Genomic DNA, 13893 nt, shown 5'->3' on the forward strand with positions numbered 1-13893 from the left:
ATTAACGAGGGGATTGCCCCCTCGTTATTTCGATCAATCAACTATCCCTCCGATACCCGCGCCGGAAAAAACAACTCAAAACACGTCACCCCATCCGCGCTGGTCACGCCATACCTTCCGCTGTGCAATTGCATGATCGTCGCCACAATCGACAAGCCCAATCCGTTCGATTGCGCCGATCGTTCCCGCGACTCGTCCACCCGATAAAACCGGTCAAACAATTTCGGCAGATGCTCCGGTGCAATGGTCGCGCCGCGGTTGCTCACGCGCAGAAAGATGCCGTCGGAGGAGGGCGTCGCGCTGACGACCAATTGCGAATCCGGCGCGCCGTACTTAATGGCGTTCGAACACAGGTTTGCCAACGCCCGGCGCAGCAACATCGGCTCGGCCCAGATCATGCCGCTGCCACGCGCGCTGATACTGATGCCGACGTCCGCCGCCAAGCCTTCAAAATAATCCGCCATGCGTTCCATTTCGTCGGCCGCGTCCAGTTCCTGGCGTTGGCGCAGGGCGCTGGCGGGGTCGGTGCGGGCGAGGAACAGCATGTTGTCGAGCATGCGCGCCAGGCGTTCGAGTTCTTCGACGTTGGAGGCGAGCAGTTGTTGGTAGGCTTCGACGCTGCGGTTTTGCTGGAGGGCGACTTGGGTTTCGCCGAGCAAATTGTTGATCGGCGTGCGCAGTTCGTGGGCCATGTCGGTGGAGACCTGGCCAAGTTGCACGAAGCCGGTGGCGAGGCGGTCGAGCACGCCGTTGAAGGCATCGATCATCGGCACGATTTCCAGCGGTGCGCCTTCGTTGCCAAGGCGTTCGCCGAGGTTGCCGACGCCGATGCCTTGCGCGTGCACGGCGAGCCGTCGCAGTGGGCGCAGTCCGTGATAAAGCAGCCAGTAACCGCAGAGCGCGAGCAGCAACGCGGCGACGCTGGCGAGGATGTACACGCGCAATCGGTAGTTGGCGAGCACGCTGGTGCGCTCGGTCATCAGCCGCCCGGTCAGTATTTGCAGGCTGCCGACGTCGCCGGAATCGATGATCGCCGACACTGCGGCAAACGGCACGCCATCGACGCTGGGGAAATGCTGCACATCGCTCAGCGCCAGCGGACGGTCCATCGCCACCGGCGACAACGTCGGTATCTGCAGGTTGCCGGGGTTAACCACCAGCAGCGGCTTTTGCCCTGGCTCGCCAATGGTCAGCACCGATTCGCGGTTGCCGAGCATGTTCTGGAACAGCGCCGGTTTGGTCTTGATCAGGTCCAGCGTATTGCTGTCATTGAGCAGCGTGCGCATCTGATCGACGCGAGTGATCAGCGCCGCATCATCGCGGCGCACCAACTCGCGTTCGAGTTCGCGGTACAACGCCACGCCCAATGTCGCCAACGAGGCGAAGGCAAGCAGGGCAAATAACAGCGCCAGACGCAGCGTCAGGGAGTGCGCTCGGCGGGTCATGGCTGTGTATCAAAGCGGTAGCCGATACCGCGCACGCTGTGGATCAGTTTCAGTTGAAACGGGTCATCGACTTTCATGCGCAAACGCCGCACCGCGACATCGACGACATTGGTGTCGCTGTCGAAATTCATGTCCCACACCCGCGAGGCAATCAGCGAGCGCGACAGCACCTGGCCCTGATGCGTGGCAAACAAATGCAGCAAGGCGAATTCTTTATTGGTCAGGGTAATGCGCACGCCCGCGCGGGTGATGCGGCGCTTTAGCACGTCAATCTGCAGGTCGGCAACTTGCAGTTGTTCCTCTTCGCGCGACGGGCCGCGACGGGTCAACGTGCGCAGGCGTGCCACCAGTTCGGCAAAGGAAAACGGTTTGATCAGGTAGTCGTCGGCGCCCAGTTCGAGGCCTTTTATGCGGTCGGCAATGTCATCGCGAGCGCTGAGAAACAACACTGGCGTGTCGGCCTCTTTACGCAAGCGCCGCAACACTTCCCAGCCGTCCATTTTCGGCATCATCACGTCGAGCACGATGACGTCGAACGAGGTTTCCAGTGCCAGGTGCAAGCCGTCGACGCCATTGCGCGCCAGGCTCACCGAGTAACCGAGTTCCTGCAGGCCGTTGAGCAAGTAATTGCCTGCCTTCGGCTCGTCTTCAACGACAAGGATGTTCATGATCGATTTCCGTAAAAAGTCATTGCGCCGTGGCGCGCGTGAGCCAGTGTAGCCCGATCATCTGCGCGTGACGCGGGCCGCACATCGTAGCCCGCCCACTCAATTGTCATTGATGCAACCAGCGCCTTCGACTTGGTAATCGAGCACATGCTCCAAGCCTTTGTGGTCCAGGTAGTCGAGCCGCGCAGGAATAACCCCGCACGCTTGTGAGATGTCGGTGCTGGACAGCACTTTGTCGACATCCAGATGAACGAAGAAACCGGGTTTGTCATGAATCACCGAACGCTGTGATTGGTCGTCGGCAAACGCCGAACCGGTGGCGAGGAGGGCGGCGAAACCGAGAATTAACATTTTCATGATGAGTCTCTCTTTAAGATTTCTGCGGGCAACTGCGCGGCAGTGAATTCAGGTTACCGAGGCGGTGCGGACAGCCGACCAACAGTTGAATGACAAAGTTGTAATGCAATCGAACGCGGCGTTACGGCTGGCGGCCGGAGGCTTCGAGGATCAGGTCGGCGATTTCCTTCGAATGGGAAACCAGTGACAAATGGCTCGATGGCAACTCGATAGTGGTCGCGCCCATGCGTTTAGCGAGGAAGCGCTCCAGGTCCGGATTGATCGTCTGGTCGAGGCTCGACACCGCGTACCACGACGGTTTGCTGCGCCAGGCTGCGGCAGTGGTGCGTTCGCCGAACAGGGTTTTGGCGATCGGTTGCTGCACGGCGAACAGCGTCATGGCTTTGTCGCGCGGCACGTCACCGGCGAAATATTTGAGGAACGCGTCCTGCTTCAACGTGACGTAACCGTCGTGTTCTTCGGTGCCGGCGCGCACTGGCATGGTTGGATACTTGGCGGACAGTGCGACGAAATCTTCACCAGCGTCCGGTGCGCGCGCGGCGACGTAGACCAACGAGCTGACCTTCGGATCGACCCCGGCTTCGCTGACCACGGTGCCAGCGTAGGAATGACCGACCAACACCGTCGGGCCGTCCTGTTGATTGAGTACGCGTTGGGTGGCGGCGACATCGTCGGCCACTGAGGTCAACGGGTTTTGCACCGCGGTCACGTGGAAACCGGCAGCCTGCAACCGAGTGATCACCTCGGACCAACTCGAGCCGTCGGCCCACGAGCCGTGCACCAGCACGACGTTATTGGCTTTCACTGGCCCGATCACCGGCGCTACTTCGGCGGCCATCGCGGCTCCGGTGCCGAGCATCAACAGGCTGGCGGCAATCAGGCAAAGCTTGTTCAGTGGTTTCATGCTGGCGACCCTTATCTTCATCAGTGGGAGGTGAGTTGCCCAGGCTTGGGTAACTGACGAATCCACTCTACAAATCGAGGGCGCGAACTACGCTGACATCTCCATGACAAAGTTGTAATCCGTTACGGCGGCAGCGAGTCGTCGAATTTTGAACTACTACTGACGGGCCATTTTCCATTTTTCTGTCAGGAGATCCCTATGTTGTCTCACTGGTTTCTTGCGGCGATCCATTTGCTGGCGTTTGCCTTGGGGGTGTGGGGCGTCCTCGTCCGGGGCTCCGCGTTCAGTCGTTTGGCCGCGGGTACGGCGCAGGTGCGCAATGTGCTGGTGGCGGATAACGTCTGGGGGATTTCGGCGATTGTTCTGCTGATCACGGGGCTGATGCGCGCTTTCGGTGGGTTCGAGAAGGGCACTGACTACTATCTGCAGCAGCCGCTGTTCCATCTGAAAATGACCCTGTTCGTGATTATTCTGCTGCTGGAGCTGATGCCGATGATTACGTTGATCAAGTGGCGGATCGCATTGGGGCGGGGTGCTTCGATTGATCTGGGACGGGCAAAGCTGTTCGCGCGGATCAGTCATATGGAAGCGCTGCTGATGATGCTGATGGTGATTGCGGCCACCGGAATGGCGCGCGGCGTGACCTTCGGGTCGTGACGGACGATTCCTCGGGATTAAAGCGAATGGTCTGACAGCCAAGGCGTCGCCGAAGCCGTTAGTATCGGCTTCAGGTCACGAGGGGGGAAACGCGATGAAGCAGGGAGAGCGAAGCGGGGTGTTTGAATCTTTAGCCAGCCATTGCGCTGAGGCGAACGGGCTGGCTACTGACTGCAGCAGGATTCAGGGGGTTTGTGGCTTGTCTGGAGCGGTCAGGCCAGCCTGAATGCGCTGATAGATTTCTTCACGGTGTACGGCAACGTTTTTCGGAGCATTGATGCCGATGCGTACTTGTTGGCCGCTAACGCCCAGGATGGTGATAGTGATGTCATCACCGATGTTTATGCTTTCACCGACTTTGCGGGTGAGTATCAGCATGGTCTTCTCCTTGATTGCTTGTAGGGCACCTGATTCAGACAGTGCAGAGGTCGGTGTAGTTATAGATTAGTGCGAAGTCTCACGATTTGGGTGCCTCTTTCTGACGCGCAGATGCTGCATTAATTCCCAAGGCGTAACTATACAGAGGCGGCAACCATGATTCTCGTTGTTTTAAGCCCATTTTGCGGCACTCGGGAAGTATTCATGAATGTTAAAATCCGCGCTTTCAGCCTTCAGAGGGAAACGTTGTGCGCAAATTGGCCTTGGTAATCGCAGTATTGGCGTTGGCGGGATGTGGTGAGGGCCGAGATGCAGGTGCTCAAAAGACGTCGTCCGCGAACGTTTCCGCCCCAGTCGTTGCAGCAGGTCCGCAATGGGAAATTGAGGTCCGTGGTGAGACAACCCAGGCAGTCAGCGACTTGAGCGGCTGGTTGATCGAGCACAGTTTTGTTTCCAATGTCGTCCGGGAAAACGGCAAGGACCGGATCCTGCTCGGGCCGTTCGCCTCCAAAGCCGAGGCCGAGGCGCGGCAGGCGCAGGTGAGCGCTGCGCTGGTTAAAGCGAAAAAGCAGAACATTGAAACGCTGATCATCGAGCGTCCGGCCGCTCAGTAATCGCGCATCGTTTCAGGCACCGTTTAGCAGGGAAGCTAAAGGGCATCCACGGCGGCTCGTATTCATACGTAGTCACTGTCGATTCCCGCAAGGAGCCCCCCGATGGCCAACGCCAATCCTTACAAAATGTTCGACGCCGTGTTGCAGCGTAAACAAACCCTGAGCCCGCACATGATGCGGGTCACTCTGGCCGGGCCGATGGTTAGCGAAATGGCCACATGGGCGCCGGATCAGCGGGTGAAACTGTTTTTCCCGGCGGCCGACGGCTCGCCTGCCAAGCTGGCCCATAGTGACGATTGGCTCGCCCGATATCGTTCAATGCCAGTCGCTGAACGTCCGGCAATGCGCACTTACACCATTCGGCATCTGCGCGCCGAGCAGGGTGAAGTGGATATCGACTTTGTGTTGCACGGCGAAACTGGTCCAGCCTCTCGATGGGCTATTAATGCGATGCCGGGCGAGTCAATTCAGATTCGCGCGCCGGATCGACGCTTCTCGGCGCAGGACGCAGGCGGTTTCGAATGGAAGCCGCCACAGGCGCTCAAGCAATTGCTGCTGGTCGCTGATGGAACGGCGTTACCCGCAGCATTGGGGATTCTTGATGAGTTGGCGACCATGGCCCAGCCACCGGTCACCCAGGCATTTTTTGAAATCGACAGTCGCGAAGACGCATTGCCAGTGCCTGACTGGCCCGGGCTTTCGGTTGAATGGTTGATTCGCGATCACGGTGATGCAGGATTATTGATGGTCGAAGCTATCCAGCGGGCCGACCTGCCGACGTCGGCGTCAAAGTCTTGCGAAGTGCTGGAGCTGGAGGAGGTCAATGTTGACGAGGAAATCCTCTGGGAAACCTCCGAATCGGCCAATGACGGCTTCTACGGCTGGATCGCCGGCGAGACAGTGGCCGTCATGAGCTTGCGCAAATACCTGATCCAGGAGCGCGGCATTCCCCGCGAGTCGCTGAACCTGATGGGTTATTGGCGCTACAACAAGGTCGGCGGCTGATGCAAAAAGGCCTCGGGTTTTAAATGCCCGAGGCCTTTCTGCGTTAAGCATTTGCTCAGCCGCAGGCTTTCATGTCCACCGGGCCGACAAACTCGTTGCCGCGCCCCATTACACACGCCACGCTCTGATTGCGCTGGCGTTCCCAGGTTTGCACGGGATAGGTCTTGTTCCAGGCTTCGTACAATTGGCGATCCTGTTTCGACAGACGCAAGCCGTACTGCTTGCTCATGTAGAAATAAGTCCGGGCGATCATCCCGCGAATCGAAGGGCGGGGCATAACCTTCTTCGCTTTGAAGTCGACTTGAGTCAGACACGAACCGTATTGGCCTGTTTGCACCGGCAGCCAGCCAAAACTGAAATTGCTCCGATCGCCATTCACCTCACCAATGCTCGGCACCAGGTTGTGCAAGTCAGCCTCGGCTTTCTTGTAAACCGGATCGTAGCGCGTGCAGTTCTTGCGCCCGCCCGACTGCCAGCATTGACGCTGATGGCCAATCTGCCACGCCGGAACAATGTGTTCCCACTCGATGCGCGCGGCACGCTTGGCATTTTTACGCGGCACGTAGCCGCAGGCTGCTAGGTCGACCCTGTTACCGGTGTATTTGCAGCCGCAGTAAAACTCTGTGGATTGTGGTGCGTAGAGCTTCCAGGCGACTTTCTTCGCTTCACTGAAAGTACGCGGCGCAGCAGCCTGGGCGCCCAGGGCGATGAACATAAACAGAAACGCAAAACAACGGACACTCATTGACTCAATCTTCCTTCGGCACAACCCAGAAAATCTGTACGCCGCCATCGTCGCGGTAGGCGAGGGTAACGTTATCGTTCTCGTCGATTTCTTCGAGCAGGCGTTCCCACTCGTCCACCGGTTCGTCCGGCAAACGGAAGATCAGCGCGGCTTTGGATTTTTGCGCGGTGGGGGAATTGATAATTTTCTGAACGCGCAAACCCATGCGTTCAAAGGAGTCAGGAGAGGCGGAAGGGGTGGCCACGGAATTATCCTTATTAAGCTGTACGTGCATACAGTATTTAACTGTAAGCATTTTCGCAACCGCTTAAATTTCAAGAAAATCCTCTGACAGCCGTTTTCCCCGTTTGGTGTAGGACGGCTCGAATTTATTTGTAGGGAGGCGCCGCTTGCCAGAGTAGGCAAACGGCGTAAGCAGTGCCCGACCGGATCCGGTCGGGCGAGGGTCGATCAGTATTCCCAGAACATCCGTTGCAGCTCTTTGCTATCCTTGGTCTTGGTCAGCGCGACCATGGCCAGAATGCGTGCCTTCTGCGGGTTCAGGTCATGTGCCACAACCCAGTCGTTTTTGTCGTCAGGCTGTTCAGCGTTACGCAGAACAAAACCGCCAGCATTGACGTGGGACGAACGAATGATTTGCACGCCGTCCTTGCGCAGGGCTTGCAGGGTCGGGACCACGCGGGAAGAAACCGAGCCGTTGCCGGTACCGGCGTGGATGATCGCTTTGGCACCCGATTGCGCCAACGCTTTGTAGGCCGTGTCGCTAACGTTGCCGTAGGAATAAGCGATTTCTACGTCAGGCAGGCTCTTGATGGTTTTGATGTCGAATTCCGAATCCATGGTGTGACGCTTGGCTGGCAAACGGAACCAGTAGGATTTGCCTTCAACGACCATGCCCAGTGGGCCCCAGGCACTTTTAAACGCCTCGGTCTTGATGTTGATCATTTTGCTGACGTCACGACCGGACTGGATTTCGTCGTTCATGGTCACCAGTACGCCTTTGCCGCGCGCTTCTTTGCTGCTGGCCACGGCCACGGCGTTGTACAGGTTGAGCATGCCGTCGGCGGACATCGCGGTGCCCGGACGCATGGAGCCGACCACGACGATCGGCTTGTCGGTTTTTTCCACCAGGTTCAGGAAGTAAGCGGTTTCTTCCAGGGTGTCAGTGCCGTGAGTGATGACGATGCCGTCAACGTCTGCGCTGTCAGCCAGTTCCGCAACGCGGCGGCCGAGCTGCAGCAGGTTGTCGTTGGTGATGCTTTCAGAGGCGATCTGCATGACCTGTTCGCCACGCACGTTGGCCAATTGGCTGAGTTCAGGCACGCCGGCGATCAATTGTTCGATACCGACCTTGGCCGCCTGGTAGGTCGCACTGTTCGCCGCGCTGGCGCCAGCACCGGCGATGGTGCCGCCGGTGGCCAGGACCACGACGTTTGCCAGTTTCTGTTGGGTTTGAGCTTCTTTCGCCTGAACGGCGGTCGGCAGGAGCAGCAGGAGGGCCAAAGCGCCCGGAATAAAAGTGTTGAAAGCAGATTTCATTATTTTCTCTCTAGTAGTGACGGTGCTGATGCAGTTCATCTAGATACGCCCGGCAGATCTGAACGCCTGGGTATGCGAAATGGAGCAGGATCTGTACCAGCCTGACTTTGAACGAGAAAAACTTTTAACCTGATGATTTATATCAATATTAATTTAGAGAGCAGGATTGTTTAAACGCCCCGTTGTCCGGGTTTCCGAACATGTTGAGCGTTTTTGTTCGGCTCACCGAAAAGCCCTACGGATTCGGTCGAATCAGTCCGCTTGCCGGATTGCAAAGCTGTGCTAAAGAAACTCGCGCGCAGGTCGATGACCCTTCAAAGGATCTTTCTCTCTGGAGCTCGCATGTCGTTATCAGTAGGTCTTCCCAACGCCGCAGGCGTCACCATTGGTGGCAAATCAGCCGCGACGATCCGCGCGTTGAATGACGCCACGACCGAAGCCGCGGCCGCTGCGCTGGGCACCAAGGAAGACGATGGCAAACAGGTCAAGACCGGCGCTTTGGGCCTGGATAAAAGTGCCGGCGCCGAAGCTGGGACCGAGGCCAAAAGCAATCAAAGTGCGGCAGTGAAGATTCTGCTCAAGCGCCTGCAAGAGTTGCAGCAGCAGTTGCGCGAACAGCAGCAACAATTGGCTGCCGCCCAGGCAGCGCCGTATCCGACACCAGAGGCCAAAGCCACGGCAGTCATGGCGATTCAAGGTCAGATTGCCGAAACCAACGGCGCAATGCTCGAAGTGGCGGGCGCGCTGGTCAAGGAAATTGCCAAAGGCGCGAGCACAGGGTCAGTGGTCGACACCACGGCGTAAGTGACCAACCCGGCTTTGCTCACGGGTTACATAATGGCCGTTTCTGGTCGTTGACAAATCTCTGCAGGGTTCGCATAGTTCGATCTCGCAAACGTTTGCGCGGCATCCACAGTGGCTCGATCCATTGCCGGACGCGAAGTAGCCTACGCTAGCGCAAGCGTTGCTCACAAATAATCATAAGATCGGAGTGAATCCATGAAGCTGCCATTCGCTGGACGTCTTCTCGCTGTCGCTATGCTGGCTGCCGCCTCTGCCGCTTTACCCCTCTCTTCGGCGTTCGCCGACACTGAAAAACCTAAAGTCGCGCTGGTCATGAAATCCCTGGCCAACGAATTCTTCCTGACCATGGAAGACGGCGCCAAGGCCTATCAGAAAGACCATTCCGACGATTTCGACCTGATCTCCAACGGCATCAAGGATGAAACCGACACCGCAGGCCAAACTCGCATCGTCGAGCAAATGATTCTGGCCAAGGTCAACGCGCTGGTGATTGCGCCGGCCGATTCCAAAGCCATGGTTCCGGTGATCAAGAAAGCGGTCGATGCCGGCATTACCGTGATCAACATCGACAACCAACTCGACCCGACTGTCGTCAAAAGCAAGAAAATCACCGTACCGTTTGTTGGCCCGGACAACCGCAAAGGCGCGCGTCTGGTCGGTGAATACCTGGCCAAGCAACTGAAGGCCGGTGACGAAGTCGGCATCATCGAAGGCGTGTCCACCACCACCAACGCCCAGCAGCGCACCGCCGGTTTCAAGGATGCGATGGAAGCGGCGCAGATCAAGGTTGTTTCCTTGCAATCCGGTGATTGGGAAATCGACAAAGGCAACAAGGTTGCCGCGTCGATCCTCAGCGAATACCCGGACGTCAAAGCGTTGCTGGCCGGTAACGACAGCATGGCCGTCGGCGCCGTTTCCGCCGTTCGCGCAGCAGGCAAGGCTGGCAAGGTGCAAGTCGTCGGTTACGACAACATCAATGCCATCAAGCCGATGCTCAAGGATGGTCGTGTGCTGGCCACTGCTGACCAGTTTGCAGCCAAGCAAGCCGTGTTCGGTATCGAGACTGCGCTGAAAATCATCAAAGGCGAGAAAGTCGACAGCGGCACCAACGGCGTGATCGAAACTCCCGTGGAGCTGGTTACCAAGTAATCCTTCTGGCGACACAATGGCACTCGCCCGTCCGGGCGGGTGCATGGAGAGTTTTCTATGTCAGTTTCCGCCCCGAACGCTGTCCTCTCGGTCAGCGGCATCGGTAAGACCTACGCGCAACCTGTCCTGACCGGCATCGACCTGACGCTGATGCGCGGTGAAGTGCTGGCGCTGACCGGTGAGAATGGCGCCGGCAAAAGTACCTTGTCGAAAATCATCGGCGGCCTGGTCACACCGACTACTGGCCAGATGCAATTCCAGGGTCAGGACTACCGCCCCGGCAGCCGCACCCAGGCTGAAGACCTGGGCATCCGCATGGTCATGCAAGAACTCAATCTGCTGCCGACATTGTCAGTGGCGGAGAACCTGTTTCTCGATAACTTGCCGAGCAACGGTGGCTGGATCAGCCGCAAGCAGTTGCGCAAAGCGGCGATCGAGGCGATGGCGCAAGTCGGCCTCGACGCGATTGACCCGGACACACTGGTCGGCGAGTTGGGCATCGGTCACCAGCAAATGGTCGAGATTGCCCGCAACCTGATCGGCGACTGTCATGTGCTGATCCTCGACGAGCCGACCGCGATGCTCACGGCGCGCGAAGTCGAGATGCTTTTCGAGCAGATCACGCGCCTGCAAGCGCGTGGCGTGTCGATCATCTACATCTCCCATCGCCTCGAAGAACTCGCCCGAGTGGCGCAGCGCATTGCGGTGCTGCGCGACGGCAATCTGGTGTGCGTCGAGCCGATGGCCAATTACAACAGCGAGCAGCTGGTGACCTTGATGGTCGGTCGCGAGTTGGGCGAACACATGGACATGGGCGAGCGCAAGATCGGCGCGCCAGCCTTGACGGTCAAAGGGCTGACCCGTTCCGACAAGGTTCGCGACGTTTCCTTTGAAGTGCGTGCAGGCGAGATCTTCGGTATTTCCGGATTGATCGGGGCAGGGCGCACTGAACTGCTGCGGCTGATCTTCGGCGCTGATACGCCCGACAGCGGCACCGTCGCGCTGGGTTCGCCGGCCAAGGTCGTGAGCATTCGTTCACCCGCCGATGCGGTCGGCCACCGCATCGCGCTGATCACCGAGGACCGCAAGGGCGAAGGCCTGCTGCTGACTCAATCGATCAGCGCCAACATTGCTCTGGGCAATATGCCGGTGATTTCCAATGCGGGCGTGGTCAATAACGGCGACGAGATCGCGCTGGCTCAGCGGCAGATCAGCGCCATGCGCATCCGCAGCTCCAGCCCGACGCAACTAGTGTCGGAGCTGTCCGGCGGCAACCAGCAGAAAGTCGTGATCGGCCGCTGGCTGGAGCGCGATTGTTCGGTGATGTTGTTCGACGAGCCGACACGCGGCATCGACGTTGGCGCCAAGTTCGACATCTATGCCTTGCTCGGCGAATTGACGCGCCAGGGCAAAGCGCTGGTGGTGGTGTCCAGTGACCTGCGTGAACTGATGCTGATTTGCGACCGCATCGGCGTTTTGTCGGCAGGGCGTCTGATCGACACATTCGAGCGCGACAGCTGGACCCAGGATGATTTGCTTGCCGCCGCATTTGCCGGCTACCAAAAACGTGATGCGTTGCTCAACGAAGCAGCGCCTAGGGATCTCCCATGAAAACTGCAACGTCCGCCGGTAAACGTGGTGGCAATTTCTACGGCCTCGGTACATACCTGGGGCTGGCCGGCGCCTTGCTGGCGATGATCGCGCTGTTCTCGGTCCTGAGCAGCCATTTCCTCTCGTATGACACCTTCAGTACCTTGGCCAACCAGATCCCGGATTTGATGGTGCTGGCGGTCGGCATGACCTTCGTGCTGATCATCGGTGGCATCGATTTGTCGGTCGGTTCGGTGCTCGCACTCGCGGCGTCGGCGGTCAGCGTGGCAATTCTCGGCTGGGGCTGGAGCGTTTTGCCCGCCGCTTTGCTCGGCATGGGCGTCGCCGCATTGGCCGGCACGGTGACCGGTTCGATCACTGTGGCGTGGCGGATTCCGTCGTTCATCGTCTCGCTCGGCGTGCTGGAAATGGCCCGAGGCCTGGCGTATCAGATGACCGGTTCGCGCACGGCTTACATCGGTGATTCCTTTGCCTGGCTTTCGAACCCGATCGCTTTCGGCATTTCGCCGTCGTTCATCATTGCGTTTGTGATTATCATCGTCGCTCAGGCCGTGCTGACCCGCACCGTGTTCGGTCGCTACTTGATCGGCATCGGCACTAACGAAGAAGCCGTGCGTCTGGCGGGGATCAATCCGAAACCTTACAAGATTCTGGTGTTCAGCCTGATGGGCCTGCTGGCCGGGATTGCCGCACTGTTTCAGATTTCGCGTCTGGAAGCGGCCGATCCCAACGCCGGTTCGGGTCTGGAGCTGCAAGTGATCGCGGCTGTGGTCATCGGCGGCACCAGCCTGATGGGCGGCCGTGGCTCGGTGATCAGTACGTTTTTCGGGGTGTTGATCATCTCGGTACTGGCCGCTGGCCTGGCGCAGATCGGCGCGACCGAACCGACCAAACGTATCATCACCGGCGCCGTAATTGTGGTCGCGGTGGTGCTCGATACTTATCGCAGTCAGCGCGCAAGCCGGCGGACCTGATTCATGGCAACGATCAAGGATGTGGCGGCGCTTGCGGGCATTTCCTACACCACCGTGTCTCATGTGGTGAACAAGACGCGGCCGGTCAGCGAAGAAGTGCGAGTCAAAGTCGAAGCCGCGATCAAGACGCTCGACTACGTGCCCAGCGCCGTCGCGCGGTCGTTGAAAGCCAAAACCACGGCGACTATCGGTTTGCTGGTGCCCAACAGCCTCAACCCGTACTTCGCCGAATTGGCCCGTGGCATCGAGGATTACTGCGAGCGTAACGGCTATTGCGTGATCCTCTGCAACTCCGACGATAACCCGGACAAGCAGCGCAGCTATTTAAGGGTGTTGCTGGAAAAACGCATCGACGGCTTGATCGTCGCCTCGGCCGGTGGCGACGCCGGACTCGCCGAGGGCCTCGCGGCGGTGCGCACGCCGATGGTGATCGTCGACCGTGGGTTGCAAGGAGTGAATGCCGATCTGGTGCGGATTGACCACGAATACGGCGCCTATCTGGCGACCCGGCATCTGCTCGAATTGGGCCATCGTGACATCGCCACCATCGGCGGGCCGGCGGATACCAGCGTGGCGCAAATGCGTCTGGCGGGTTATTGCCGGGCGCTGAAAGAGGCGGGCGTCGATGTGCCGCGCGAGCGCATGCTGGAAAGTGATTTCACCAGCACCGGTGGTTACAACGCCGCTGCGACTCTGCTGGAGAACAACCCACCGAGCGCAATTTTTGCCGGTAACGACATGATTGGTATCGGCGTGTTGCGCGCGGCCGCCGAGCGCAATATTCGCGTACCCAGCGAGCTGTCGGTGATCGGCTTCGACGACATTCAAATGAGTCGTTATGTGTACCCGGCACTGACCACCGTCGGCCAGTCGATCCTGCAACTCGGCGAAATGGCCGCCGAAGTCTTGTTGCGAAGGATTGCCACGCCGTCCCTGGCCACCGATCAACGGATCGTGACCCCGAGTATTGTTTTGCGAGAATCGACTGCGCCGCTGGCCGGCGTGTTCGCCCAGCTTCGCTAATAAGCAGCGCTGAAACCGAA

Annotated in this window: 16 protein-coding genes; 8 read left to right on the plus strand and 8 right to left on the minus strand. The window is 58.7% G+C overall.

The window, feature by feature from the left end; translation table 11 throughout:
- Positions 1–41: 41 nt before the first annotated feature.
- The 4 genes from FBY12_RS13485 to FBY12_RS13500 all read right to left on the minus strand — a co-directional run bounded on the left by FBY12_RS13485 (position 42) and on the right by FBY12_RS13500 (position 3374).
- Positions 42–1445: a heavy metal sensor histidine kinase gene (locus FBY12_RS13485; RefSeq protein WP_145253128.1), complete on the minus strand. Its 1404-nt coding sequence runs from the start codon at positions 1443–1445 to the stop codon at positions 42–44.
- Positions 1442–2113 (minus strand): heavy metal response regulator transcription factor, encoded by a 672-nt coding sequence (locus tag FBY12_RS13490; RefSeq protein WP_101208649.1) that lies wholly within the window; start codon positions 2111–2113, stop codon positions 1442–1444. Before FBY12_RS13490 ends, FBY12_RS13485 begins: the two co-directional genes overlap by 4 nt.
- 99 nt (positions 2114–2212) lie before the next feature.
- Positions 2213–2470 (minus strand): DUF2790 domain-containing protein, encoded by a 258-nt coding sequence (locus FBY12_RS13495; RefSeq protein WP_145253129.1) that lies wholly within the window; start codon positions 2468–2470, stop codon positions 2213–2215.
- A gap of 121 nt (positions 2471–2591) precedes the next feature.
- Complete coding sequence (locus FBY12_RS13500; RefSeq protein ID WP_145253130.1) at positions 2592–3374, minus strand: alpha/beta hydrolase; 783 nt, start codon at positions 3372–3374, stop codon at positions 2592–2594.
- Between the two features lie 198 nt (positions 3375–3572).
- Here FBY12_RS13500 and FBY12_RS13505 point away from each other — a divergent pair, with 198 nt between their 5' ends.
- Positions 3573–4031 (plus strand): DUF2214 family protein, encoded by a 459-nt coding sequence (locus FBY12_RS13505; RefSeq protein ID WP_145253131.1) that lies wholly within the window; start codon positions 3573–3575, stop codon positions 4029–4031.
- 183 nt (positions 4032–4214) lie between these two features.
- Here the strand turns inward: FBY12_RS13505 and csrA are convergent, their stop codons facing one another.
- A complete protein-coding gene (csrA, locus tag FBY12_RS13510; RefSeq protein WP_003179932.1) occupies positions 4215–4409 on the minus strand; it encodes a carbon storage regulator CsrA in 195 nt (64 codons plus the stop codon).
- A gap of 248 nt (positions 4410–4657) precedes the next feature.
- Here csrA and FBY12_RS13515 point away from each other — a divergent pair, with 248 nt between their 5' ends.
- Together FBY12_RS13515 and FBY12_RS13520 are read left to right on the plus strand one after the other, a co-directional pair.
- The gene (locus FBY12_RS13515) at positions 4658–5023 is read left to right on the plus strand and encodes an SPOR domain-containing protein (protein ID WP_145253132.1); all 366 of its coding nucleotides are present in this window, start codon (positions 4658–4660) and stop codon (positions 5021–5023) included.
- A 102-nt stretch (positions 5024–5125) separates the two neighbouring features.
- Entirely contained in the window at positions 5126–6028 is a 903-nt protein-coding gene (locus FBY12_RS13520) for a siderophore-interacting protein (protein ID WP_145253133.1), read from the plus strand.
- Between the two features lie 55 nt (positions 6029–6083).
- Here the strand turns inward: FBY12_RS13520 and FBY12_RS13525 are convergent, their stop codons facing one another.
- The 3 genes from FBY12_RS13525 to FBY12_RS13535 all read right to left on the minus strand — a co-directional run bounded on the left by FBY12_RS13525 (position 6084) and on the right by FBY12_RS13535 (position 8312).
- On the minus strand, positions 6084–6773 hold the full coding sequence (locus FBY12_RS13525; protein WP_145253134.1) for an endonuclease: 690 nt from the start codon (positions 6771–6773) through the stop codon (positions 6084–6086).
- Between the two features lie 4 nt (positions 6774–6777).
- Entirely contained in the window at positions 6778–7068 is a 291-nt protein-coding gene (locus FBY12_RS13530; RefSeq protein ID WP_092279938.1) for a DUF1654 domain-containing protein, read from the minus strand.
- Between the two features lie 155 nt (positions 7069–7223).
- Positions 7224–8312: an asparaginase gene (locus FBY12_RS13535; protein WP_145253135.1), complete on the minus strand. Its 1089-nt coding sequence runs from the start codon at positions 8310–8312 to the stop codon at positions 7224–7226.
- A gap of 342 nt (positions 8313–8654) precedes the next feature.
- Here FBY12_RS13535 and FBY12_RS13540 point away from each other — a divergent pair, with 342 nt between their 5' ends.
- From FBY12_RS13540 to FBY12_RS13560, 5 genes are all read left to right on the plus strand, one after another.
- A complete protein-coding gene (locus FBY12_RS13540) occupies positions 8655–9116 on the plus strand; it encodes a hypothetical protein (RefSeq protein ID WP_121732152.1) in 462 nt (153 codons plus the stop codon).
- 195 nt (positions 9117–9311) lie between these two features.
- Positions 9312–10265 carry a sugar ABC transporter substrate-binding protein gene (locus tag FBY12_RS13545; protein WP_145253136.1) on the plus strand — a complete coding sequence of 318 codons (954 nt, stop codon included), beginning with the start codon at positions 9312–9314 and terminating at the stop codon, positions 10263–10265.
- Between the two features lie 57 nt (positions 10266–10322).
- The gene (locus tag FBY12_RS13550) at positions 10323–11876 is read left to right on the plus strand and encodes a sugar ABC transporter ATP-binding protein (protein ID WP_145253137.1); all 1554 of its coding nucleotides are present in this window, start codon (positions 10323–10325) and stop codon (positions 11874–11876) included.
- Entirely contained in the window at positions 11873–12850 is a 978-nt protein-coding gene (locus FBY12_RS13555; protein ID WP_145253138.1) for an ABC transporter permease, read from the plus strand. Before FBY12_RS13550 ends, FBY12_RS13555 begins: the two co-directional genes overlap by 4 nt.
- Before the next feature lie 3 nt (positions 12851–12853).
- Positions 12854–13873, plus strand: coding sequence for a LacI family DNA-binding transcriptional regulator (locus tag FBY12_RS13560; RefSeq protein ID WP_121732155.1), 1020 nt, complete (start codon positions 12854–12856; stop codon positions 13871–13873).
- The last annotated feature ends 20 nt before the right edge of the window (positions 13874–13893 follow it).

This window comes from Pseudomonas sp. SJZ131, assembly GCF_007828705.1.
Lineage (GTDB): Bacteria > Pseudomonadota > Gammaproteobacteria > Pseudomonadales > Pseudomonadaceae > Aquipseudomonas > Aquipseudomonas prosekii.

Excerpts from the sequence above, each read along its gene's own strand:
- FBY12_RS13530 (WP_092279938.1), bottom strand. The coding sequence starts at position 7,068 with ATGCTTACAGTTAAATACTGTATGCACGTACAGCTTAATAAGGATAAT.
- FBY12_RS13540 (WP_121732152.1), top strand. The coding sequence starts at position 8,655 with ATGTCGTTATCAGTAGGTCTTCCCAACGCCGCAGGCGTCACCATTGGT.
- FBY12_RS13495 (WP_145253129.1), bottom strand. The coding sequence starts at position 2,470 with ATGAAAATGTTAATTCTCGGTTTCGCCGCCCTCCTCGCCACCGGTTCG.
- FBY12_RS13490 (WP_101208649.1), bottom strand. The coding sequence starts at position 2,113 with ATGAACATCCTTGTCGTTGAAGACGAGCCGAAGGCAGGCAATTACTTG.
- FBY12_RS13550 (WP_145253137.1), top strand. The coding sequence starts at position 10,323 with ATGTCAGTTTCCGCCCCGAACGCTGTCCTCTCGGTCAGCGGCATCGGT.
- FBY12_RS13525 (WP_145253134.1), bottom strand. The coding sequence starts at position 6,773 with ATGAGTGTCCGTTGTTTTGCGTTTCTGTTTATGTTCATCGCCCTGGGC.
- FBY12_RS13535 (WP_145253135.1), bottom strand. The coding sequence starts at position 8,312 with ATGAAATCTGCTTTCAACACTTTTATTCCGGGCGCTTTGGCCCTCCTG.
- FBY12_RS13555 (WP_145253138.1), top strand. The coding sequence starts at position 11,873 with ATGAAAACTGCAACGTCCGCCGGTAAACGTGGTGGCAATTTCTACGGC.
- FBY12_RS13520 (WP_145253133.1), top strand. The coding sequence starts at position 5,126 with ATGGCCAACGCCAATCCTTACAAAATGTTCGACGCCGTGTTGCAGCGT.
- FBY12_RS13545 (WP_145253136.1), top strand. The coding sequence starts at position 9,312 with ATGAAGCTGCCATTCGCTGGACGTCTTCTCGCTGTCGCTATGCTGGCT.
- FBY12_RS13505 (WP_145253131.1), top strand. The coding sequence starts at position 3,573 with ATGTTGTCTCACTGGTTTCTTGCGGCGATCCATTTGCTGGCGTTTGCC.
- FBY12_RS13485 (WP_145253128.1), bottom strand. The coding sequence starts at position 1,445 with ATGACCCGCCGAGCGCACTCCCTGACGCTGCGTCTGGCGCTGTTATTT.
- FBY12_RS13500 (WP_145253130.1), bottom strand. The coding sequence starts at position 3,374 with ATGAAACCACTGAACAAGCTTTGCCTGATTGCCGCCAGCCTGTTGATG.
- csrA (WP_003179932.1), bottom strand. The coding sequence starts at position 4,409 with ATGCTGATACTCACCCGCAAAGTCGGTGAAAGCATAAACATCGGTGAT.
- FBY12_RS13560 (WP_121732155.1), top strand. The coding sequence starts at position 12,854 with ATGGCAACGATCAAGGATGTGGCGGCGCTTGCGGGCATTTCCTACACC.